Genomic DNA, 22,591 nt, shown 5'->3' with positions numbered 1-22,591 from the left:
CCGTGCCCTTCGAGTGCCCTTGGTGCTGGAAGCCTAGGCTTCCTGGATGGCCGAAAGCTGCCAGTCGCCGCCGCGCAGGCGCACGAAGGTCCACAGTTCGGTGGATTCGCTTGGGATCTCGGCATTGCCTTCGATAACGGCGCCGGTCGTGCGGTCACGGTTGATGTCGATGGCCGAGTAGCGCATCGCGACGGTGGCGTATTCCGAGCTGCCCTCGCGCCAGCTTTCGGCAAGGTCGCCCTGCAGCAGGCGGACGTCGGAGACGTCGTTGCGCAGGCCGCGCGCGGCGTTGTCGTCGAGTTCTTCGCCCAGGTAGGAGACGACTTCGGCCGTTGCGAGCTGGCTCAGTGCGACGCGATCCTCGCGCGAGAATGCGGCCTGCACGTCGGTCAGCATGCGCTCGAAGACCTGCAGGTCTTCAAGGCCCAGGCCGAGGTCATTGGAGTCTTCGGCCGAGCGGGCGCGCGGCTTGCCGCCGAAACCACCAAGGCCACCAAAGCTGCCGCCAAGTCCGCCGAGCGGATTGTTATTGGAGGCAGGTTCGTGCGCCGTCCGGTTCATGCCACCCGCATTGGCGCCGGCCATGGCCGGCTGGGCCGGTGAGCGCGACTTCATCATGCGCATCACGAGGTAAATCGCTCCGCCGATCAGGGCGACCTGGACCAACATGCCGAACATGCCCGCAAGTCCGCCAAAGCCGCCGCCGAACAGCAGGCCGAGCAGGCCGCCCAGCATCACGCCGCGCAGCATGGCGCCGCCGAAGCCGCCCATGAAGCCGCCGCGCTGCTGCGCCGTTGCAGCGCCGGGATTGGTCGAGGCGTTGTTGGGTGCGGTGGTGCGCTGCACGGGAGCGGTGGGCGCGGGGGCAGTGTTGGTGGTCGGTGCGGTCTGGAACGTGCGGGTGCCTCGATTGCCGAAGCTACCGCCCTTGCGCGCCTGTGCCTCGTCCACTGAAACCACTGAGAATGCCACGACAATGCAGGCGAAAAGGCTGGCGAGCCGGAAGCCCCGGGAAGCAAACATGAATATCAGGCCTGTGTTCAAATAGAGTGCGGGGCCGATATAGGGCAGGCCGCGCCGGATTATTAGTGGCGGGCGTGCGTTTTTTGCGCGGCTGATATGCGCAGGGTCTCGCGTGGACGAAAGCCATGTTCCGGCGTCGGCCGGTTTGGGCTAGGCTTTTGCTGCGGCCTCCATTTGCCGTCCTGTCTTGCGCGCTGATTCGTCGCGCCCCTGCATCCCTGGAGTTGAGATGAGCGAAACGGCTACTGCCGCGATCGTTGAGGAAACGGCTGTGCCGCCGCCGGTGGTGCGGACGGAGCACCGCCCCCTGCTCGGCGTGCTGCTGCTGCTGGGCGCGACGGCGCTCTTTGCCATCAACGACGCCACCAACAAATACCTGGTGGCCTCCTATGACGTGCCGCTGGTGGCGGCCATTCGCTACATCAACCACACGCTGCTGATGCTGGTTTTTCTCGGCGCCGCCCACAGCAAGGACATGTTGGTCACTAGGCGCCCGGTGCTGGTGGTGGTGCGCGGCCTGGCCCTTGTGGTGGGGTCGCTATTTGCGGGGCTGGCGCTGCAGCGCATGCCGATCGCCGAGACCACGTCGATCATCTATCTCGCGCCGATCTTGGTCGTGCTGCTGGCCCGGCCGGTTTTGGGCGAAAATATCGGCCTGCTGGGGTGGCTGGCCGCTCTGGCCGGGTTCACCGGCGTTCTCCTGATCGCACGGCCGGGGGCCGGGCTCGATCCGGCAGGCGTGGTGTTCGCCCTGTGCAACGTGGTTGCCACGGTCGCCTATTATCTGTTGTCGCGGGTGCTGGCGCGCACTGAAAAGACGCTGGCGCTGCTGTTTTACTCGGCGCTGGTGGGGGCGATCTGCTTCGGGCTAGCCATGCCATGGTACTGGTTTGGCTCGGTGCCAAGCGCGCTTGAGCTTGGCCTGTTTGTCAGCCTCGGGGTGACGGCCGGGCTCGGTCACTATTGCTTCACGGCGGCCAACCGCTATGCGCAGGCCTCGGTGCTGGCGCCCATGGCCTATATGCACCTTCTCTGGGCCGGCATTCTGGGCTGGCTGGTCTTCGGTCAATTGCCCGATCAGCTCGGCCTCGCCGGGATGGCCATCATCGCCGTTGCGGGCGTGATGGTGGCGCTGCGGACGCGCAAGGCGAGCAGTTAGCGGCAAATCGTGCAACTGCCGGGTTGTTCATGATTTTTTGCCGTATTTGGATGCATGGTGAACGAAGTCTTTCCGGGGCGCCCTGTGTTCAAGTCTAGTTTGGTTCGTCTTGCCACGCTTGCTTCGCTGTCTTCGGTGTCGGTTGCCGCAATGGCCTGCGAGCAATTGCGCATGGCCGACGGGGGCCTCGTCACGTCGGTCACGGACGGAGATACCGTGGTGCTGGCCGATGGGCGCGTGGTGCGAATGATCGGCACCCAGGCTCCCAAGCTGCCGCTGGATCGCCCCGATTTTGAAACCTGGCCGCTGGCGCCCGAGGCCAAGGCCGCGCTTGAGGCGCTGGCCCTCAACAAGCCGGTGCGGCTGGGCTTTGGCGGCGAGGAAATGGATCGCTACGGGCGGGTTCTGGCCCATGTCTTTGTCGAGGACGAGGCGGGGGCGATCTGGGCTCAGCAGGCCATGATCGCCAAGGGACTGGCACGGGTCTATTCGTTCCCCGATAATCGCGCCTGTCTCGAATTGTTGTTTGCTGCAGAAGGGCGCGCGCGCCTCGCCGGGCTTGGCATCTGGGGCGATCCCTATTACAGCGTTCGTGCGGCGGACGCGCCCGGCGACCTCCTCGTCCGGGCCGGCCATTATGAACTTGTCGAAGGCAGAATTCTGCTCGCCGAGAAAAGCGGCGGGCGGGTCTATCTCAATTTCGGCCGGTTCTGGAAAGAAGACTTCACCGCTGTGATCGAGGCGTCGGCCCTGCGCGTATTCGCCAAGGCCGAGTTTGATCCGCTGGTGCTGACCAATGCGCTGGTGCGTATCCGTGGATGGGTGGACGATCGGGATGGTCCGCGCATCGAAGTGACCCATCCCGAACAGATCGAGGTTCTGGCGACACGATGATTGGCAAGGGGCAGATCGCCAAGGGAATGCGTATCGGCGTGCTGGCAGCTTCGTTGCTGGCGCTGAGCGCCTGCACGAGTCTGACCGGCTCCAACATTGCCGTCAGCCAGATCGGTGACAACCGGGCGCCCACCGTGGTGCCGCAGGGCACGGATCCCGATGACGTAGTGATCGGCCGGCGCGAGCATCCGCGTATTGTTGCGGCCTATGGCGGGGTCTATTCCGACCGCCCGGCCGAAATCATGGTCGCACGCATCGTCGGGCGCCTGCTCGCCGCTGCCAACCAGCCCAATGCCCAGTTCCAGGTCACCATTCTCGACAGTTCCGAGGTCAACGCCTTCGCGCTGCCGGGCGGCTATATTTATGTGACGCGCGGCATTCTCGCGCTTGCCTCCGACACGAGCGAACTGGCCGCCGTGCTGGCGCACGAAATTGCGCACGTGACGCTGCGCCATGCGCGCGCGCGTACCGATCGCACCCGCACGACCGAGATCGTCGATCGCGTCATTACCGGCGTCTTTGGTGGCGATACGTCAACTGACGCCACGGCCAACCGTACGCGCCAGTCGATGGCCGCCTTCAGCCAGAACCAGGAACTGGAAGCTGACCGCGAGGGCATCAAGTTTGCCGGCAAGGGCGGTTACGATCCGCAGGCCGCCGCGCGCTTTCTCGGCGTCATGAGCCGTTTCGCCAGCTTCTCGGCCGGTACCAACGGGGGCGAAGGGTTCCTGTCGTCGCATCCGACGACGCCGGCCCGTATCCAGAAGGCGCTCGATACCGCGCGCACCATGTTCGGCCAGACCGCTCTGGGCGAGACCGATCGCGATGGCTACCTCGCCTCGATCTCTGGCCTGACCTTCGGTGACAGCCCGGCGCAGGGCTCCATCGTCGGACGGCGCTTTATTCACCCCGCCTCCAAATTCACCTTCACGGTGCCGAACGGCTATAGCCTGCAGAATTCGCAAAGTGCGGTGGTGGGCGTGGCCGGCGATGGCGAGGCGGTGCGTTTCGACAGCGCCGATGTGCAGTCCAACGTCGCGCTGACCGATTATCTCAAGTCGGGCTGGATCGCCGGGCTCAAGGCCGACAGCGTCAAGAGCCAGAGCTTCAACGGCATCGAGATGGCGTCGGGCGTGGCGCAGACCGACCAGTGGTTCTTCCGGGTCTCGGTGATGCGGCTTGATGGGCAGGTCTATCGCTTCATCTTCGCCGCCAAGTCCGACAGCGCGCGCTTTGCGCAGGGTGCAGAAGCAACTCTCAAGAGCTTCCGCCGCACCGATGCGTCCGACCTCAACCAGGTGCGCAAGGTGTCGGTGCGGATCATCACCACCAAGGCAGGCGATACGGCAACCTCTCTCGCCCGGCAGATGGCCGGATTTGATCGCGGCGCCGAGCTTTTCTACATCATCAACGACCTCTATCCCGGCGACGCGGTGGTCCCGGGCGAGAAGTACAAGATGGTCGTGCTTCAGTAGTCTTTCGCGGGCAGGCCTGATGCCTGCCCGACATCTCCATTGCTAGAGCAGGTCGCACAAGGCTGCGATGAGCGGTTCATCCGCGGGCGGCATGGGATAGTCGCGCAGATTTTGTGGTCGCACCCATTTCAGCGCCTGATGTTCGCGCAGCTGGGGTTCGCCCTGCCACTTCCGGCAGACATATAGCGGCATCAGCAGATGAAAGCCCTCATAGGCGTGGCTGGCAAAGGATGCCGGGGCCAGGCATGCGGTCTTGGTGGAGACACCAAGTTCTTCTTCCAGTTCGCGGATGAGCGCGTCCTCAGGGCTTTCCCCGGGCTCGACCTTGCCGCCAGGAAACTCCCACAGCCCGGCCAGGGATTTTCCCTCGGGGCGCTGGGCGATCAGCACGCGCCGGTCGGCATCGACCAAGGCGCAAGCAACGACGAGAAGCAACTTGTTCTGGCTCATGCTTGTCCCGGAATGCGATAGGAATAGTCGTATTGGTATTGATAGCCGAGCGAGGAATAGAGTGCCTGTGCGGCCACATTGTCGGCCCCGACATTGAGCGCGGCAAACTTCGCGCCTTCGCGTTTGGCCCAGGCGAGGCCAGAGCGCATCATCGCCGCGCCGAGCCCCTGACGACGGCGAGTGCCATCGGTCACAACATTGCCGGTGATGACGATTCCATTGGCGATAGACATGATCGACGACGCGACGGGCTCACCATCGCGCGCCAGCACCACGCCGGTCGCGGGCACTTTGAGGGCACCGAGGAGGTTCTTGAGCCCCGTCATGGTTGCGTCGTCGTAGCCCTGCAGTTTCTGCGCCGCCGCGAGAAACTTTGGGTCAAGCACGGGGAGGAATTCGGCTTCCTTGTCGGCCTCGTGCTCACCCAGTTCCATGGCCAGCAGCTGACTGTCTTCGATATGGCGCCAGCCTGACTCATCGAGCGTCGCGTTCAACTCCGGGCTCGACAGGGGCGTGATGCGAAACACCGGCTTGATGCCGCGAATGACCATCCAGGTGCTGGCCGAAATGACCCGGATATCGGCGTCTTCGAAGTCATCCGGGTCAAAGCATTGTGTGGAATTGGCGCGCTTGGTGTAGCCGCCTGCGGCGCGGCGCACCCAGTTTCCATCCCATTTGACTTCAATGCCGGGCCAGGCCTCTAGGCCCGCCCGCTCAAACGCTTCGACGTCCGGAAATGCCATCTCAGCTCCGATAGTCGCCATTGATGGTGATGTAGCCATGGGTGAGGTCGCAGGTATAGACCGTGGCCTTGCCCTCGCCGAGGCCGAGCGAGACGGTCAGTTCGAGGTCTTCGCCCTTCATGTAGGCCGATGTCGCTGCTTCGTCATAGACGGCAGCGCGCTCGCCGTCCTTGGCGACCAGCAGGTCCCCGAAGCGGATGGCGAGGCGGTCGCGGTCGGCGGGTTCACCCGCCTTGCCCACGGCCATCACCACGCGGCCCCAATTGGCGTCTTCGCCGGCAATGGCGGTCTTGACCAGCGGGCTGTCGGCGATCGCCTTGGCAATGCGGAAGGCCGAAGCGTCAGACGTCGCGCCCTCGACATTGATGGAAACCTGCTTGGTGGCGCCTTCGCCGTCGCGCACCACCTGGATGGCGAGATCGAACAGCACATCGCGCAGCGCTTCGCCAAAGATCTCGGCGCGCGGATCATCGAGGCTGGTGATTGGGTCAACGGCGACCTTGCCGGTGGCAAAGGCGAGCAGGGTGTCGGAAGTCGAGGTGTCGCTGTCGACGGTGATGGCATTGAAGCTGGTCTGCACGTGCCGGGTCAGCAATGCCTGCAGTACTGGGGCGGCGATGGGCATGTCCGTGACGACAAAGCTCAGCATGGTCGCCATGTCGGGAGCAATCATGCCCGAGCCCTTGGCAATGCCGTTGATCTTGACCTCGGTGCCGTCAAGATCGACCACGGCGCCGCTGAGCTTTGCAAACGTGTCGGTGGTCATGATGGCCTTGGCCGGGTCCATCCAGGGCTGATCGACGAGGCGCGTCGCCAGGTTGTCGAGCACGCCATCGAACTTGGCTGCATCCAGCGGTTCGCCGATGACGCCGGTCGAGGCGAGGAAGATTTCGCTCGGCGAACAGCCCAGGGCCCTGGCGGCGATATCTGCGGTCAGCGCGACGCTCTGCTTGCCCTTGAGGCCGGTAAAGGCATTGGCATTGCCCGAATTGACCACCAGCCCGCGCGCCACGCCGCCCGGCAGGTTGGCCTTGCACCAGTCGACGGCAGCGGAGGAGCACTTGGACTTGGTCACGACGCCAGCGGCCGTGGTGCCTTCGTCAAATGCCATCAGCAGCACGTCAGTGCGGTTCTTGTACTTGATCCCGGCTTCGGCCGTGGCAAAGCGCACGCCCGCAATGGCCGGCAGATCCGGATAGGATTTGGGAGCGAGGGGTGAAACCGGGATGGCAGCCATGGCGTGAAACTCCGAACTTGGTTGTTCGGATGTGCCTTAAACTCCTGCGGTTCGCAAGGCCGTCGAAAAGGCGCGGGCCGGGGATTTGCGGGCGAGCCAACAGGCGCGCCGGGTGGTCCAGGGGCTCATGGCCCCCGGACCGTATTTGGGCTTACTGGGCGCCAGTCTCGGACTGGGCGTCGACGGCTGCCTTGAGGGCGGCGTCGGGGATGTCGACAGTCACGCCGTCCATCAGCTTCTCGACCGTCTCGTCAAAGGTGCGCATCAGCAACTGCTGCTGCAACTGACCGGCGACCTGCTCGAAAGCCGGCGGGGTCGACTTGCGCTTTTCTTCAAGCTTGATGACGTGCCAGCCGAACTGGGACTCAACGGGGTCGGAAATCTGGCCCGGCTCGGTCATGGCAAAAGCCACAGCCTCGAACGGGGCAACCATCATGCCCTTGCTGAAGAAGCCGAGATCGCCGCCATTGGCAGCACCCGGATCGATCGACTTTTCCTTGGCGACGGTAGCGAAATCGGCGCCGCCATCGAGCTGGGTCTTGACGGCCTTGGCTTCCTCTTCGGTGGGAACCAGGATGTGGCTGGCGCGGATTTCGTCGGCCGGCACGAAGTCGGCAACGAACTTGTCATAGTCGGCGCGCACGGCGGCTTCCGTCACAGCACCGCCAATGGTCTCGGCGAAGAAGGCGCGACGCAGGGCGCGGTCCTTCAGGTAATTCAGGCGCTGCTGGAACAGCGGGGTGTCGGCCATGCCGGCATCCTGGCCAGCCTTGGCCATCACCTTCATGTCGATCAGCACGCGCAGCAGGAACGGCTTGCGCTGTTCGGGAGGCATCTGCTGAAGTTCCTGGGTCAGGTCTTCGGCGGCAAAGCTGAGGTCGGCTTCGGTGATCGGCTCGCCGCCAACGGTGGCAACGACGGTATCGGGAGAGATGGTTACTTCTTCAACGGCCGGCGCTGCATCCTGCGCGACCACCGGGGCAATGGCACCAGCGGTCAGCATGAGTGCGACGACACTCACAGTCCGGGCAAGGCGCGAGGGGGATAAAATCATCAGGACGGTCTCCTTGGCAGGCGCGTTTTGGGCGTCCTGGCTCGTTGGTGGTCGGCATCGTGCACGCCGTGGTACGGTCTGGCACCGCGATCGGGGGCCTGCCTCACACGTCATCGCGGCCAAAATGTGCCGCGCCGCATTGCGTGAACAACCAGCCCTCGCAACCACACGCTGCGGCCGGGGGCAGGCAGATGTCGCTGATTTCTGCAACGTTGACAAGACAAGGGTGCGCTCTTACATCTCACCCGCTTTTCCTCCGCATGGCGGAACATCAGAAATTCAAAGCCGGAAAGGCTTTCTCATCGCCTCGCTGCGGCCGAACGGGCCTATCCGCACTCCCAACCGGCGCGATGATAATAAAAGGACCTGACATATGGCACTTGCTGCGCTAGCCCGGCGGATCTTCGGGTCTCCGTCCGACAGGCATGTCAAGCGGTTCCAGGGCAAGGTAGCCCAGATCAACGCGCTGGAAGCCGAGTACGAAAAGCTCAGCGACGAGCAGCTGCGGGCCAAGACCGCCGAGTTCAAGGCGCAGCTGGCCAAGGGCACGCCCCTCGATGACCTGATCGTTCCCGCCTTCGCGACGGTGCGTGAAGCGTCAAAGCGCGTATTGGGCATGCGTCACTTCGATGTGCAGCTCATCGGCGGCATGGTGCTGAACGATCGCTCGATCGCCGAGATGCGCACCGGTGAAGGCAAGACGCTGGTGGCAACGCTGGCCGTCTACCTCAATGCCCTTACGGGCGAGGGCGTGCACGTCGTCACGGTGAACGACTACCTGGCGCGTCGCGACGCCGGCTGGATGGGCCAGATCTACAACTTCCTCGGCATGAGCTATGGCATCATCGTCCATGGCCTCAACGACGAAGAGCGCAAGGCTGCCTACGCCGCGGACATCACCTACGGCACCAACAACGAATTCGGCTTCGATTATCTCCGCGACAACATGAAGTATACGCGCGCCCAGATGGCGCAGCGCGGTCATGCTTTCGCAATCGTCGACGAAGTCGACTCGATCCTGATCGACGAGGCCCGCACGCCGTTGATCATTTCGGGTCCGTCCGACGACCGCTCCGATCTCTACATGAAGATCGACGCGCTGATGCCGATCATCGAGGAAGGCGACTTCGAACTCGAGGAAAAGCACCGCTCCGCAACCTTCACCGATCAGGGTATCGAAAAGCTCGAAGCCAAGCTCGCCGAAGAGGGCCTGCTCAAGACCGGTTCGCTCTACGACGTGGAAAACGTCGCGCTGGTGCACCACGCCAACTCGGCGCTGCGCGCCCACAAGCTTTTCCGCCGCGACAAGGATTACATCGTCCGCAACGACGAAGTCGTGATCATCGACGAGTTCTCTGGTCGCATGATGCCGGGCCGCCGCTATTCGGAAGGCCTGCACCAGGCGCTGGAAGCCAAGGAACGGGTCAAGATCCAGCCGGAAAACCAGACGCTAGCGTCGATCACCTTCCAGAACTACTTCCGCCTCTACAAGAAGCTGGCCGGCATGACCGGTACGGCAGCGACGGAAGCCGAAGAATTCGCCGACATCTACAAGCTCGAAGTCGTCACCGTGCCGACCAACGTGCCGGTGCAGCGTATCGACGACGAAGATGCGATCTACCGCACCGCCGCCGAAAAGTTCGACGCCATTGCCGACATCATCAAGCAGTGCCAGGAGCGCGGTCAGCCCGTGCTGGTGGGCACCACTTCGATTGAAAAGTCGGAAATGCTGGCCGAACTGCTGCGGGCCAAGAACGTTGGCCAGATGAACGTGCTCAATGCCCGTCACCACGAGCAGGAAGCCTTCATCGTCGCCGACGCCGGCCTGCCGGGTGCGATCACCATCGCCACCAACATGGCTGGCCGTGGTACCGACATTCAGCTGGGCGGCAACCTCGAAATGCGCGTCCAGAAGGAAGCCGCAGGCCTCGAGGGCGCGGAGCGCGAAGCCAAGATCGAAGAGATCAAGCGCACCATCGCCGAAGACAAGGCCAAGGCATTGGCTGCAGGCGGCCTGATGGTCATCGGCACCGAGCGCCACGAAAGCCGCCGCATCGACAACCAGTTGCGCGGCCGTTCCGGCCGTCAGGGCGACCCGGGCCATTCGGCCTTCTTCCTAAGCCTTCAGGACGACCTGATGCGCATCTTCCCGGTCGACAGCATGGATTCCATGCTCGGCAAGCTGGGGCTGGAACAGGGCGAGTCGATCACCCATCCGTGGGTCACCAAGGCGATCGAACGCGCTCAGGGCAAGGTCGAAGCGCGCAACTTCGATATCCGCAAGAACATCCTGAAATACGACGACGTGATGAACGATCAGCGCAAGGTGATCTTCGAACAGCGTCTGGAAATGATGGACGCTGAAGACGTCAGCGAGACCGTCATCGACATGCGCCACGATGTCGTCGAGAACATCATCAACAAGGCCATTCCGCCACGCTCCTATCCGGAGCAGTGGAATGTCGAGCAGCTCGAAGCTGCGGCCAAGACCTACCTTAACATCGAAATTCCGATCAAGGATTGGGCGGCCGAGGAAGGCATCGACGCCGAGATCGTGACCGAGCGGCTGATTGCCGCGGTCGACGAGCAGGCCAGGGCCAAGGAAGAGCGCACCATCGCCGCCATGGCCGCTGCCGGTTCGCCGAACCCCACCATCATGCGTCAGGTCGAGAAGTCGATCCTGCTGCAGTCGATCGATGGGCTCTGGCGCGAGCACCTGGTTACGCTCGATCACCTCTCCAAGGTGGTCGGCTGGCGCGGCGTTGCCCAGCGCGATCCGCTGAACGAATACAAGCAGGAAGCCTACGAGCTGTTCCAGAGTCTGCTGGTCAACCTGCGCGAGCTGGTGACCACCCAGCTCAGCCATGTCGAGCTGCAGCCGCGCCCGGTGGCGCCGCCGATGCCCGACCTCAGCCGCCTGCAGCAAACTCATATCGATCCGCTCACCGGCGAGAATGATGCCGACGAGGGCGATGCGAGCAATGCAGGAGCGCTGGGCGCCACCGGTGGTGATCCATCGCTCAAGCCGATCGACCCGGCCCTGCTGGTTGGCGTGTCGCGCAACGCGCCCTGCCCATGCGGCTCGGGCAAGAAGTTCAAGCACTGCCATGGCGCCTTCTAGGCACCGTTGATCCCAAAAAGAAAGGCCCGGAATGATCCGGGCCTTTTTTTGCCTGTGCGATGGCGTGCTGGCCTTAGCAGGTCACCTTGATCTCGGCATAGCCCGTCATGGCGTCTTCGCCGGCCGACACCACGCCGATCATGCAGGCGGTGCCCGGCAGGCCGATATTGCCGCCGGAGGCGATCACCGTGCCATCCGCGAGCGAAATGAAGCCGTTGTCCACCGAGCCGATCTCTACGCTCCCGGCCACGCCGCAGATGGGGTAGCGGTCGCCCGCTGTCACGAGGAAGCGTGTGCCGGTGGGCAGGCAGTCACCCAGATTGGCACTGGGTTGGGTGTTGGCTTGTGCCGCGGCCGGGGCGGGGAGCGCGGCCGTTGCCGCGCTCGGGGGCGCATTGCGCCAATTGTCTTCCAGGATCGCGATACGGTTGGAGAGATCCTGCAGGCTCGCGTCGTCGGTGCCCGAGGGCGTGCCCAGCTGGCGGCCGAACAGTTCGAGGCTCAGGCGGAACTGCGCGATGTCGGTGGAAAGCCGGTTGATGTCGCGCTGGGTCTGGGTGAACACCCAGGCACTGCTGGCGAGAGCGGCGACACCCACCAGCCCGACAACAATGCTCAGCACCGTGCCCATAGGCATGCGCGCGGACGCATTGGCGGGCGCTGGCCGGGGGTCCGGTTTGATGTCCACGGTTACCGAATCTTCCAAGGCGCTCGTCTCCATCCTGGATGCCAGCCTAGCAGATCGCCGCAGAATACGCCCTCAATAGGGTGGTCGCCAGCTAACCCCGTCTAAATCCTTCAGGCGGCGCGGCCGTCTCAGCGCTGCAGGGCCGGCTGCGGTGTAGGAGCGGGCTGGCCAGACATTACGGGCGCGACATTGGCGTCCTTGCCGCCGAAGAGGCCTCCAATGAAGCCGGAGATGGCTTGTCCCCGCTCCTTGGCGGCCGCAGCCTCGCGGGCGGCGCGTTCAGCGTCGGCCGCTAGCCGGGTAGCCTTCTGCGCTTCGCTCTCGACGGCGGCGGCATATGCGATCTCGTCAGCCTTCTGCTGGGCTGCCTGATCGGCGGTCAGCGTCACAGCCGGGCAGGCCCCCATGGGGTTGAGCGCGCCGCCGCCGCTGGCGTTGAAGATGTAGCGGCGTTCGCACACGTCCCAGGCCGGGGGCGCCTTGCTCACTTCGAACAGGTCATAGCCGGTCTTGATGTTCTTCCAGAAGCCGATGTGCTCGCTGCCGGCATGCTTGGCCAAGTTTCCGGCGGTCATGCGGAACGGAAAGATCTGCAGCTGGAAGCTCGGATTGCCGCCCTTGAAGGTTTCGCGCGCCAGCGAATAGATTTCGGCAATGCCCTCGTCGGTCATGGCGTAGCAGCCGCGCGACGAGCAGTCGCCATGCACCATCAGGTCGCTGCCGGTCCGGCCATGGGCGCGGTCGAACTTGTTGGGAAAGCCGGTGTTGAACGAGAGGTAATAGCTCGACTTGGGATTCATCAGGCCGGGCGTGATCGTATAGAAGCCCTCTGGGCTCTGGCGGTCGCCTTCGCGGATCTTGGGACCAAGGTCGCCCGAATAGGCGCAAATCTCATAGGTCTTGAACAGACGGAACTGGCCGGTATTGGTGCGCTTCCACACTTCCAGCGCCTGCTCCTGCTTGAAGATGCGGATCACCATGGCTTCCCCGGGCGAGGATCCCATGTTGCGCAGGCCCGCCTGGGTCACGCCCGACAGGGGCTGGTTGTGACGATTGTCGCTCGACTTGGGCAGGAAGCCGCCACAGGCGGCAAGGCCGAAAGCAACCCACACCAGGATCACAGCCGAACACAGTTTGCGAAGCAGAGTAGCGGTCACGATTTGCGGCCCGAAAGACGAGAATTGGAGCGGTGACCCATAGGGCCGTTTGGTTACCGCAGCATGAGTTTTGCTGGTGAAGGAAGCCTTACCACGGCGCAAAAAGCCGAGATAGCGGGCAAAAATCACGCAGATGTGTGGGGATTGTTGTGGCGCGCATCCGGTCCATCAAAACGCCATTCCCGCGCAGACGGGAATCCCCCATCTTTTGATGAGGGAGATTCTCACTTGCGCGGGAATAATGCCGAGTTTGGTCCGGTTTGGCGCCTAGAGCGTCGTGCCGATGGCGAGGAACTTTTCGCGACGGTGCTCGCGCGTTTCCAGGCGGCCCTTGCCGGCGAATTCTGCGAGGAAGCCGGCAATGACATTGCGCGTCGAATCCATGATCACGTCATGGTGGCGATGGGCGCCGCCGGCCGGTTCGGCGATGATGGAGTCGATCACGCCAAGGCCAAGCAGGTCCTGCGCGGTTATCTTCTGGGCCGTCGCCATGTCCTGCGCGCGCGCGGCGTCGCGGAACAGGATCGAGGCACCTGCTTCGGGCGAAATTACCGAATAAATCGAGTTCTCGAGCATGATCACGCGGTTGGCCACGGCGATGGCGATTGCGCCACCCGAGCCGCCTTCGCCGATGACGATGGCGATGTTGGGCACGCCCAGTTCAAGGCACTTTTCGGTTGAACGGGCGATGGCTTCAGCCTGGCCGCGCTCCTCGGCGCCGATGCCGGGATAGGCGCCGGCGGTATCGACGAACGAGATCAGCGGAACATTGAAGCGGTCGGCCATTTCCATGACCCGCACGGCCTTGCGATAGCCTTCCGGGCTCGCCATGCCGAAATTGTGCTTGAGGCGGGTCTCGGTAGAATTGCCCTTTTCCTGGCCCAGAATGGCGACCGATTGCCCGTTGAAGCGGCCGAAGCCGGCTTGCAGGGCCGGATCTTCTCGATATTTGCGGTCACCGGCCAGCGGCGTCCATTCGGTGATCAGCTTGCTGACATAGTCCGAGAAATGCGGACGCTGCGGGTGGCGTGCCACCTGCGTCTTCTGCCACGGGGTCAGGCGCTTGTAGATTTCCACCAGCGCCTCGTCGGCGCGGCTGGAGAGCCGGTTGACCTCTTCGTCGATGGACACGGCATGATCGGTTGCTGCCATCGCCTTGAGTTCGGCGATCTTGCCTTCAAGATCGGCCACCGGCTTTTCGAAATCCAAATAAGACTGCATCCCACCCGCCTGCTCGGGCCCGCGCGCTTGGTATTCCAAACGGCCGACCCACTGGTTTCGTTGTCGCGAAAAGTTGTTTCCGCGCCTTGCGTAATCTGGCCGCTGCTGTTGCGCCCTAAAGTGGCCGGAAAGTGACGATGGCGCAATGCCGAGTCAAGACTTGAGGGGCAATCTGTGCGGTTATGAGGCAGCAAAGCTAACAGCTTGCTGACACGGACCGTGCCCACGCTACTCCGCCAGCGGGTGATGGGTCTCCACCAGCGTGCGCAGTTTCTCATCGAGCACGTGGGTATAGATCTGGGTGGTCGAGATATCCGCGTGTCCCAGCAACATCTGTACCACGCGCAGGTCGGCGCCTCCCGCCAGCAGGTGGCTGGCAAAGGCGTGCCGCAACACGTGCGGGGCGATCCGGGCCGAGCTGATGCCGGCGCGCGCGGCCAGGCTCTTGAGATCGCGAGCAAAGACCTGACGGGTGAGATAACCATCGGCTCCGCTGGCCGGGAACAGGTAGGGGCCGGGCTCAAGCGTTTTCAGGTAGGCCTTGATCGCGTCGCGGGCCCGATCGTTGAGCGGCACCACCCGATCCTTGTTGCCCTTGCCGGTGACCGTCAGATAGCTGGTGTCGCGCATCACGGCGGTGCGGCGCAAGCTCACCAGCTCGCTGACGCGCAGCCCGGTGGCGTAGAGCAGTTCGAGCAGCACATAGAGCCGCACCGCGCCGGCCTGCTTCTGCGGCGACATCGGGGCATTGGCTTCCGCCTCGGCGGTGCTGAGCAGGCGATCCACCTCGGCGATGGAAAGCACCTTGGGCAAGGCACGGCGGCTTCTCGGGCTGGCGACGATCCGGGTCGGGTCGTCCCCGCGCAGAGCATCGGCGCAGAGAAAGCGGTGAAACTGGCGGATGGCCGACAGGCGCCGGGCTGCTGATGAGGCCGATAGCCCCTCGCTGTGCAGGCGGTCGAGGTAGGCGGTTACGGTTTCGCGGCCCACATCGAGCAGGGTCTGCTGCCGTCCCGCGACAAAACCCGAATAGTCAGCAAGGTCCCGTCGATAGGCAGCGATCGTATTCTTGGCTGCGCCGCGTTCGGCGCTCATCATTTCAAGGAAGGCGTCGATCAGATGGCCGCCGCCACTCATTGCGCGGGCGTCGCTATTGGGGCCGATGCCGGTTCTTCCGCCGGAGCTTCCTGTCCGGGCAAAGTGGGTTGCCCGCCGGCCAGTAGGTCGCGTGAGGGGATGCGAATCGTCACTTCCTTGGGCGTCGGCTCGACAAAGGCCACCAGCGCGAACATGCCGGCATAGACCAGTCCGGCCAGGAAAAGCAGTGTGATGACAAGGCGGATCAGAGTGGGCATGGCAGTCCGTCTGGCGATTTTGCGACAAATTGCCAGTAAAAGGTTTCGTTTCCGTAGGCATAGTGGGATGAGACGGCGACGGCTGCAAGTTCTTGACAGTCGGGGTGTGGACGGCTTGATAGCGGCTGATTGACTGGAGTGCCCACTTGAACCGACCCGACGCGGTATCGCGGCAGGCCCGCGCCGAACAACTTGCCGAGCGGCTCGGCGGCAAGCCGCTCGTGCTCATCGGTATGATGGGCGCTGGCAAAACCACGGTCGGCCGGCGACTCGCCGCCCGACTCAACCGGCAATTTCTCGACAGCGATGAGGAAATCGAGCGCGCCGCGCAGATGACCATCCCCGAGATTTTTGAGCAGCGGGGCGAACCTGAGTTTCGCGCCGGTGAAACGCGGGTGATTTCCCGCGTGCTCAAGGATCAGGGCGTCGTGCTGGCCACGGGGGGCGGGGCTTTCGTCAATGGCGAGACCCGCGCCCTGGTCAAGGCCGAGGCGATCTCGATCTGGCTCAAGGCTGATCTGGATGTGCTGTTCGAGCGCGTTTCGCGCCGCAGCAACCGGCCCTTGCTCCGCACCAGCAACCCGCGCGCCACGCTCGAAAAGCTGATCGAGGATCGCTATCCCATCTATGCCGAAGCCGATGTCACTGTGTATTCGCGCGACGTTCCGCAGGACGTGGTGGCGAGCGACGTGATCGACGCCGTACTTGCTTATCTCAAACGCCAGGACTGATCGCATGGCCGATATTGCCCACAAGGTTCACGTTGCGCTGGGCGAGCGGGCCTATGACATCCTGATTGGCGATCACCTGCTCGATGATGCTGGGGCGATCCTGGCTGAGCGCTTTCCTGGCCGGCGCTACGGTATCATCACCGATGACATGGTGGCCGCGGCGCAATTGCCGCGCCTGCTGGCCTCGCTCGACGCGGCGGGATTGTCGCATACCGAGATCATCCTGCCGGCTGGCGAATCGACCAAGTCCTGGGCTCTGTTGGGAGAGGCTGTCGAGGGCATCCTCGCGGCTCGGCTGGAGCGCGGCGATCTGGTAATCGCGCTGGGTGGCGGGGTGATCGGCGACCTCGCCGGCTTTGCCGCCTCCATTGCGCGGCGCGGCATGGATTTCGTGCAGATGCCGACGACACTACTCGCGCAGGTCGATAGCTCGGTCGGTGGTAAGACCGGCATCAACTCGCCGCATGGCAAGAACCTCATCGGCGCCTTCCACCAGCCCAAGCTGGTGCTGGCCGACCTGTCGACCCTTGATACGCTGAGTCCCCGCCAGTTCGCCTCGGGCTATGCCGAGGTGGTCAAGTACGGGCTCATCGACGATGAGCAGTTCTTCTTCTGGCTCGAGGAAAAGCAGCCCGAGATTTTCGCCGGCGGACCGGCGCGCGGCGAGGCGATTGCCCGCTGCTGCGCCCACAAGGCGCGCGTCGTCATCGAGGACGAGAAGGAGCTCGGCGTTCGTGCGCTGCTCAATCTCGGCCACACCTTTGGCCATGCGCTCGAAAAGGATACGGGCTATTCCGACCGCCTGCTGCATGGCGAGGGCGTCGCCATCGGCATGGTTCTGGCGCATGGATTTTCCGCACGGCTGGGCCTGGCGCCCAGCCAGGATAGCGGCCGCATCGCCGCGCACTTGAAGCGGGCCGGCCTGCCCACCACTTTGTCAGATATCCCCGGCACGCTGGGCTCGACGGATATCCTGATGGCCGCCATCGCGCAGGACAAGAAAGTCTCACGCGGGGCGCTGACATTCATCCTCACCCGCGGTATCGGCCAGGCCTTTATCGAAAGGGGCGTTGATCCGCAGGCCGTGGGTCATTATCTCGACGAGATGCGCAAGTAGACACCACGTCATCCCCGCCTGGGCGGGAATGGCGACCTGGGCTGGGTGACTACCCCTCTATGGCGGGGAACGGCCCATTCGCCGGCAAAACCTCGATGGCGAGGGCATGGACAGGGTTGTCCATCAACTCGGCCAGCACATCGTGAATGGCGCGGTGTTGCGCCACGCGGTTCATGCCGTCAAAATGGCGGGTCGCGATTCTGACACGAAAATGGGTTTCACCACCCTCGCGCCAGCCCGCATGTCCGAAGTGCTTGTTCGATTCGTCGATCACATCGAGGAAAGCGGGGGTAAATTTGTCGGTGAGCTTGGCGGCAATGATGTCTCTGGCACTCATGGCGTTGGGTCTCTAGTAGGTGGTTTAGGCTCGTAACTAGGCGTAATGAAACTGCAATCCAAGATATTCGATTCAATCCGCATCAAACCGCGTCGGGAAGAAAAGCCGGCGCCAGTCGAACACGTTTGCGATTGGGACGGCTGTGAAGCCGCCGGCGAATATCGCGCGCCCAAGGGCCATCGCAACGAGGGGGAGTATCACCACTTCTGCCTCGAGCATGTTCGCCACTACAATACCTCGTTCAATTTCTTCTCCGACATGGACAAGGACGAGCTCGACGAAGCCCTGCACGCGCCGCCCAAAGCCGAGTCGCGTTCAAGCTTCGCCACCGGCAATCCGGGTGTGCGCGGGGCCCGCAAGGCTGCCGAGTCGCTGCGCCCGGGTGATCGCTATGGCGATCCGTTCGGTGTCTTTGCCAAGTATCGTCACCGCCAGAGCCAGAAGCCTGCTGCCGAGCGAGTAAAGCCGCTGCACGAACCGGACCGGCGCGCGCTGGAAACCCTGGGTATTGTCGGCCACGCCAAGTCCGACGAGATCAAGGCGGCCTACAAGACCCTGGTCAAGATCCACCACCCCGATGCCAATGGGGGCGATAAATCCTCCGAGGACCGTCTGCGCGCGATCATCGCCGCCTATTCCCATCTCAAGAAAGCGGGCTTCGTCGCGAAGTAGCGTTGCCGTTGTGGTGGCTACCGCCACCGTCACAATGCTGCTATAGAGCCCGCGTCTTTTCTGCCCCCGCCTCGATTTCCCTGCCAAGAGCATTGTCATGACTGAGTACACCAATCTGCCCGATACCGAATATTCGGCCCGGGAGTTGTTCGGCATCGATACGGACATGAAGGTGATGGGCTACAAGGAAGCCAATAGCCACGTGCCGCCGGTCGACCCGGACTATCTGTTCGATCGCAACACCACTTTGGCCATCCTTGCTGGCTTCCAGCACAATCGTCGCGTGATGGTGCAGGGCTATCACGGTACGGGCAAATCCACCCATATCGAGCAGGTCGCGGCGCGCCTCAACTGGCCGCTGGTCCGCGTTAACCTCGACAGCCACGTGTCGCGTATCGACCTCGTCGGCAAGGACGCGATCGTGCTCAAGGACGGCAAGCAGGTCACCGAATTCCGTGACGGCATCCTGCCATGGGCCGTGCAGAACAACGTTGCCCTGGTGTTTGACGAATATGACGCCGGTCGCCCCGACGTGATGTTCGTGATCCAGCGCGTGCTCGAAGTGGCGGGTCGCCTGACCCTGCTCGACCAGAACCGCGTGATCACGCCCCATCCGGCATTCCGTCTGTTCTCGACCACCAACACGATTGGTCTGGGCGATACGTCGGGCCTCTATCACGGCACCCAGCAGATCAACCAGGGTCAGATGGACCGCTGGAGCTTGGTCACCACGCTGAACTACCTGCCGCACGACAAGGAAGTCGGCATCGTTCTGGCCAAGAACAAGTCGTATGGCGAGACCGAAAAGGGCAAGAAGCTGATCGCCAACATGGTGCGTCTGGCTGACCTCACCCGTTCGGCCTTCATCAATGGCGACCTCTCGACCGTCATGTCGCCGCGCGCGGTGATCACCTGGGCCGAGAACGCCCAGATCTTCGGCGGCGACGTCGGCTTTGCCTTCCGCCTGACCTTCCTCAACAAGTGCGATGAGCTCGAACGCCCCGTGGTTGCCGAGTTCTACCAGCGCGTGTTCGGCGAAGATCTGCCGGAATCCTCGGCCAATCTGGCTGTCACGGCTTAAGGAACTCCCTTCCGGCTTCGCCGGAAGGCCCCTCATCGGGCCCTGCGGGCCACCTTCTCCCGAAGGGTGAAGGAAACGCGGTGGCCCTCCATGCTCCGACGCAGCCCTCTCCCCAAAGGGGGAGGGTTGGCGTGAGGGGTCATCTGGATCGAACGATCATGGCACAACCACCACGCAGCAAAGCCAACAAGCCCGACCAGACCCAGCTGTTCAAGTCAGCCATGGGCGCAACGGTCCGCGCCATCGGTGGCAAGCCTGATCTCGAGGTGACCTTCACGGCCGACCGGCCGCTGTTGACCTCGGACAAGGCTCGCCTGGCCAATCTGCCGCGCCTGCCGTCGCGCCGCGATATCGCCATTGCCCGCGGGCAGGGCGATGCCATGGCGATGCGGCTGGCCAGCCACGACCCGGAAACCCACCGCAAGCGCTCGCCGATGGATCCCGTCGCTCGCGCAGCCTTTGACGCGTTGGAGCAGGCTCGTGTCGAGGCGCTGGGCTGTGTGCGCATGCCCGGCATGGTCGGCAATATCGGCGAGATGCTGGAAGACCGGCTGTTCCGCGCCAATTTCGCCGAAGTCAGCGATAAGGGCGATGCCCCGATCGCCGAGGCGCTTGGGTTGCTGCTACGCGAAAAGCTGGCCGGCGTGCCGGTGCCCCCTTCGGGCCATGCGCTGGTCGATCTGTGGCGCAAGGAAATCGAAGACAAGGGCGGCAAGTCGCTCGACGACCTGCTCGATGTTTATGAGGACCAGGAAGAGTTTTCGCGCGCCGCCAAGGCCCTGCTGCGCGATCTCAACCTCGTTCCCGAAAGCGATATGGACGATCCCGATTCCTCCGATGAGGAAGACGGCGAGCAGGACCCCGATCAGGGCGATAATTCCGAGCAGTCGCCCGAACAGGGCGAAGGCGAGAACGACAGCCAGGATTCCAGCCAGGACGAGCAGGCCGGCGACAGCGAGGAAACTGGCGACGTCGACGGCATGGAATCGGACATGGCCGATACCGATGAGGACGCGGCCGCCGAAGCGGGCGAAGACGCGCCCATGCCACCCCCGGCCAAGGATGGCGGCGAGCGGCTGACCAACCAGTTCCAGTACAAGGTGTTCACCACCAAGTTCGACGAAATCGTCAAGGCGGCTGAACTCTGCCCGCCCGACGAGCTCGACCAGCTCCGCGCGCTGCTTGACAAGCAGCTGGAGAACCTCGCCGGTGCCGTGGCCCGGCTGGCCAACAAGCTGCAGCGTCGCCTGATGGCCAAGCAGAATCGCAGCTGGCAGTTCGATCTCGAAGAGGGCCTGCTCGATACTGCCCGGCTCACCCGCGTCGTGACCGACCCGATGCAGGCCCTCAGCTTCAAGGTCGAGAACGACACCGATTTCCGCGACACTGTGGTGACGCTGCTGATCGACAATTCCGGTTCGATGCGCGGCCGTCCGATCACCATTGCGGCCATCTGCGGCGATATCCTCGCCCGTACGCTGGAGCGCTGCGGCGTCAAGGTCGAGATCCTGGGCTTCACCACGCGCGCCTGGAAGGGCGGCAAGAGCCGTGAAGCCTGGCTTGAAGCAGGGCGCCCGGCCAATCCGGGCCGCGTCAACGACGTGCGCCACATCATCTACAAGGCCGCCGACGAGCCCTGGCGCCATGCAAGGCGCAATCTGGGCCTGATGATGCGTGAAGGCCTGCTCAAGGAGAACATCGACGGCGAGGCCCTGGAATGGGCGCGCAAGCGCCTAATGTCGCGCCCCGAAGCGCGGCGCATCCTGATGGTGATTTCCGATGGCGCGCCGGTCGATGACAGCACGCAGTCGGTCAATGCCGGCAATTATCTCGAAGCCCACCTTCGCCAGGTGATCGAGGATATCGAAACGCGCTCGCCGATCCAGCTGGTGGCGGTGGGTATCGGCCATGACGTGACGCGCTACTACCGTCGCGCCGTGACCCTGCTTGATGCCGAGGAACTGGCCGGCGCGCTCACCGATGAGCTGGCCGCGCTGTTCGATGAGGAAATGCCGGGTCCGGCACGGCGCCGGGGGCGGGGATGACCCGTCGGCTCGCCGCAATCGCTGCGGCGTTGCTGGCGGGCCTCATGCCCGTTTCAGGGGTTGAGGTGAGCGTCACCGCTTCCCCGGTCACCCATTTCAAGGACGTAACGGTCGGCCAGAAGGTCGACGGGCTGATCTTTCGCGGCGGCATTGCCCTTGTCAGCCAGGATGACACGTTTGGCGGCCTGTCCGGTCTCACCATGACCGGGCCAGACCAGCAGGTGGTGTTTGTCAGCGATCGCGGCAATTTCGTTTCCGGCAAGCTGGTCTATGACGATGCGGGACAGCTCTTCGGCCTTATCGGGGTCCGGGTTGAGCCGATGCGCAATTCCAAGGGCGAGGTACTGCCCCGCCAATATGCGCGCGACGCCGAAAGCGTCGATACCGTCTATCGCGATGGCGAGCCGGTGGCGGTTCGCGTCGGGTTTGAAAACCTCACCCGCGTCGCCGATTTCGCGCTGACCGATGGCTTGCCTGGCGGCCCAGCCCGCGAGGTCGCCATTCCCGACTGGCTGAGCGATCTGCGCACCAATGAAACGCTAGAATCGGTCTGCATTGCGCCCCCGGCGTCCCCGATCGCGGGCTCGACCTTGCTCCTGACCGAAGAAGCCCTCGACGAGAACGGCAATCATCGCGGCTGGCTCCTGGGGCAGAACGACAAGGGTCCCATCGCCTATCAGAATAGCCCGGTGGTCAATCCGACCGAATGTGCGTTCCTGCCCAATGGCGACCTGCTGGTCCTGGAGCGCGGCGTTTCGATGCTGAGCTTCGTGATGAATCTGCGCCGCGTCCCGGCGGCCGAAGTGCGGCCCGACAACCTGATGGTCGGCGAGCTGCTGCTCTCGGCGACTGGGGGTACTATCGACAATATGGAGTCGATGACCGTTCACACCGCGCCCGACGGCGAGCTGCGCATCCTCATCGGCTCGGACAACAATTTCAACGACTGGCAGCGCAGCCTGTTGCTGGAATTCGCCCTGCCAGCGGCCCCATAGGCGCTAGCGCCCGGGCGCAGAAATGCCCGCGGACTG

At 63.6% G+C, this 22,591-nt stretch carries 21 protein-coding genes; 10 read left to right on the top strand and 11 right to left on the bottom strand.

Features of this window, described 5'->3' with window-relative positions; all coding sequences use genetic code 11:
* Positions 1-33: 33 nt before the first annotated feature.
* Complete coding sequence (locus tag ACZ5WT_RS04150; protein ID WP_464286124.1) at positions 34-1,023, bottom strand: TIM44-like domain-containing protein; 990 nt, start codon at positions 1,021-1,023, stop codon at positions 34-36.
* Between the two features lie 229 nt (positions 1,024-1,252).
* Between ACZ5WT_RS04150 and ACZ5WT_RS04145 the strand changes: the two genes are divergently transcribed.
* The 3 genes from ACZ5WT_RS04145 to ACZ5WT_RS04135 all read left to right on the top strand — a co-directional run bounded on the left by ACZ5WT_RS04145 (position 1,253) and on the right by ACZ5WT_RS04135 (position 4,551).
* Positions 1,253-2,182 (top strand): DMT family transporter, encoded by a 930-nt coding sequence (locus tag ACZ5WT_RS04145; protein WP_464286123.1) that lies wholly within the window; start codon positions 1,253-1,255, stop codon positions 2,180-2,182.
* 99 nt (positions 2,183-2,281) lie between these two features.
* Positions 2,282-3,076, top strand: a complete 795-nt coding sequence (locus ACZ5WT_RS04140) for a thermonuclease family protein (protein WP_464286122.1) — start codon at positions 2,282-2,284, stop codon at positions 3,074-3,076.
* Positions 3,073-4,551, top strand: coding sequence for a M48 family metalloprotease (locus ACZ5WT_RS04135; protein ID WP_464286121.1), 1,479 nt, complete (start codon positions 3,073-3,075; stop codon positions 4,549-4,551). Before ACZ5WT_RS04140 ends, ACZ5WT_RS04135 begins: the two co-directional genes overlap by 4 nt.
* A gap of 42 nt (positions 4,552-4,593) precedes the next feature.
* Here the strand turns inward: ACZ5WT_RS04135 and ACZ5WT_RS04130 are convergent, their stop codons facing one another.
* The 4 genes from ACZ5WT_RS04130 to ACZ5WT_RS04115 form a co-directional block, all read right to left on the bottom strand.
* A complete protein-coding gene (locus ACZ5WT_RS04130; protein ID WP_464286120.1) occupies positions 4,594-5,001 on the bottom strand; it encodes a (deoxy)nucleoside triphosphate pyrophosphohydrolase in 408 nt (135 codons plus the stop codon).
* Positions 4,998-5,744, bottom strand: coding sequence for a GNAT family N-acetyltransferase (locus tag ACZ5WT_RS04125; RefSeq protein WP_464286119.1), 747 nt, complete (start codon positions 5,742-5,744; stop codon positions 4,998-5,000). Before ACZ5WT_RS04125 ends, ACZ5WT_RS04130 begins: the two co-directional genes overlap by 4 nt.
* A gap of 1 nt (position 5,745) precedes the next feature.
* Positions 5,746-6,981: a bifunctional glutamate N-acetyltransferase/amino-acid acetyltransferase ArgJ gene (gene argJ, locus ACZ5WT_RS04120; protein ID WP_464286118.1), complete on the bottom strand. Its 1,236-nt coding sequence runs from the start codon at positions 6,979-6,981 to the stop codon at positions 5,746-5,748.
* Positions 6,982-7,132: 151 nt separating this feature from the next.
* The gene (locus tag ACZ5WT_RS04115; RefSeq protein ID WP_464286117.1) at positions 7,133-8,035 is read right to left on the bottom strand and encodes a peptidylprolyl isomerase; all 903 of its coding nucleotides are present in this window, start codon (positions 8,033-8,035) and stop codon (positions 7,133-7,135) included.
* 373 nt (positions 8,036-8,408) lie between these two features.
* Between ACZ5WT_RS04115 and secA the strand changes: the two genes are divergently transcribed.
* Positions 8,409-11,156, top strand: coding sequence for a preprotein translocase subunit SecA (gene secA / locus ACZ5WT_RS04110; RefSeq protein WP_464286116.1), 2,748 nt, complete (start codon positions 8,409-8,411; stop codon positions 11,154-11,156).
* A 73-nt stretch (positions 11,157-11,229) separates the two neighbouring features.
* Here the strand turns inward: secA and ACZ5WT_RS04105 are convergent, their stop codons facing one another.
* The 5 genes from ACZ5WT_RS04105 to ACZ5WT_RS04085 form a co-directional block, all read right to left on the bottom strand.
* Positions 11,230-11,862 carry a hypothetical protein gene (locus tag ACZ5WT_RS04105; protein WP_464286115.1) on the bottom strand — a complete coding sequence of 211 codons (633 nt, stop codon included), beginning with the start codon at positions 11,860-11,862 and terminating at the stop codon, positions 11,230-11,232.
* Positions 11,863-11,972: 110 nt separating this feature from the next.
* Complete coding sequence (locus ACZ5WT_RS04100) at positions 11,973-13,001, bottom strand: L,D-transpeptidase family protein (protein WP_464286114.1); 1,029 nt, start codon at positions 12,999-13,001, stop codon at positions 11,973-11,975.
* 267 nt (positions 13,002-13,268) lie between these two features.
* A complete protein-coding gene (locus tag ACZ5WT_RS04095; protein ID WP_464286113.1) occupies positions 13,269-14,222 on the bottom strand; it encodes an acetyl-CoA carboxylase carboxyltransferase subunit alpha in 954 nt (317 codons plus the stop codon).
* A 228-nt stretch (positions 14,223-14,450) separates the two neighbouring features.
* The gene (gene xerD / locus ACZ5WT_RS04090) at positions 14,451-15,359 is read right to left on the bottom strand and encodes a site-specific tyrosine recombinase XerD (protein WP_464286112.1); all 909 of its coding nucleotides are present in this window, start codon (positions 15,357-15,359) and stop codon (positions 14,451-14,453) included.
* Positions 15,356-15,577 (bottom strand): hypothetical protein, encoded by a 222-nt coding sequence (locus tag ACZ5WT_RS04085; RefSeq protein WP_464286111.1) that lies wholly within the window; start codon positions 15,575-15,577, stop codon positions 15,356-15,358. Before ACZ5WT_RS04085 ends, xerD begins: the two co-directional genes overlap by 4 nt.
* A gap of 146 nt (positions 15,578-15,723) precedes the next feature.
* Here ACZ5WT_RS04085 and ACZ5WT_RS04080 point away from each other — a divergent pair, with 146 nt between their 5' ends.
* A complete protein-coding gene (locus ACZ5WT_RS04080; RefSeq protein WP_464286110.1) occupies positions 15,724-16,308 on the top strand; it encodes a shikimate kinase in 585 nt (194 codons plus the stop codon).
* 4 nt (positions 16,309-16,312) lie between these two features.
* Positions 16,313-17,425 carry a 3-dehydroquinate synthase gene (gene aroB, locus ACZ5WT_RS04075; protein WP_464286109.1) on the top strand — a complete coding sequence of 371 codons (1,113 nt, stop codon included), beginning with the start codon at positions 16,313-16,315 and terminating at the stop codon, positions 17,423-17,425.
* A 49-nt stretch (positions 17,426-17,474) separates the two neighbouring features.
* Here the strand turns inward: aroB and ACZ5WT_RS04070 are convergent, their stop codons facing one another.
* Complete coding sequence (locus ACZ5WT_RS04070; protein ID WP_464286108.1) at positions 17,475-17,762, bottom strand: BolA family protein; 288 nt, start codon at positions 17,760-17,762, stop codon at positions 17,475-17,477.
* 45 nt (positions 17,763-17,807) lie between these two features.
* On the opposite strand from ACZ5WT_RS04070, the gene ACZ5WT_RS04065 reads away from it, so the two are divergent.
* From ACZ5WT_RS04065 to ACZ5WT_RS04050, 4 genes are all read left to right on the top strand, one after another.
* Entirely contained in the window at positions 17,808-18,434 is a 627-nt protein-coding gene (locus ACZ5WT_RS04065) for a J domain-containing protein (protein WP_464286107.1), read from the top strand.
* Positions 18,435-18,531: 97 nt separating this feature from the next.
* Positions 18,532-19,515 carry a cobaltochelatase subunit CobS gene (gene cobS / locus ACZ5WT_RS04060; RefSeq protein WP_464286106.1) on the top strand — a complete coding sequence of 328 codons (984 nt, stop codon included), beginning with the start codon at positions 18,532-18,534 and terminating at the stop codon, positions 19,513-19,515.
* A 158-nt stretch (positions 19,516-19,673) separates the two neighbouring features.
* On the top strand, positions 19,674-21,560 hold the full coding sequence (gene cobT, locus ACZ5WT_RS04055) for a cobaltochelatase subunit CobT (RefSeq protein ID WP_464286105.1): 1,887 nt from the start codon (positions 19,674-19,676) through the stop codon (positions 21,558-21,560).
* The gene (locus tag ACZ5WT_RS04050; RefSeq protein ID WP_464286104.1) at positions 21,557-22,555 is read left to right on the top strand and encodes an esterase-like activity of phytase family protein; all 999 of its coding nucleotides are present in this window, start codon (positions 21,557-21,559) and stop codon (positions 22,553-22,555) included. Before cobT ends, ACZ5WT_RS04050 begins: the two co-directional genes overlap by 4 nt.
* Positions 22,556-22,591 lie beyond the last annotated feature (36 nt).

The sequence above is a fragment of the Devosia sp. T2-14 genome (assembly GCF_055397495.1).
Note: the sequence above shows the minus strand (reverse complement) of the source record. Positions and strands in the feature narration are given on the sequence as shown.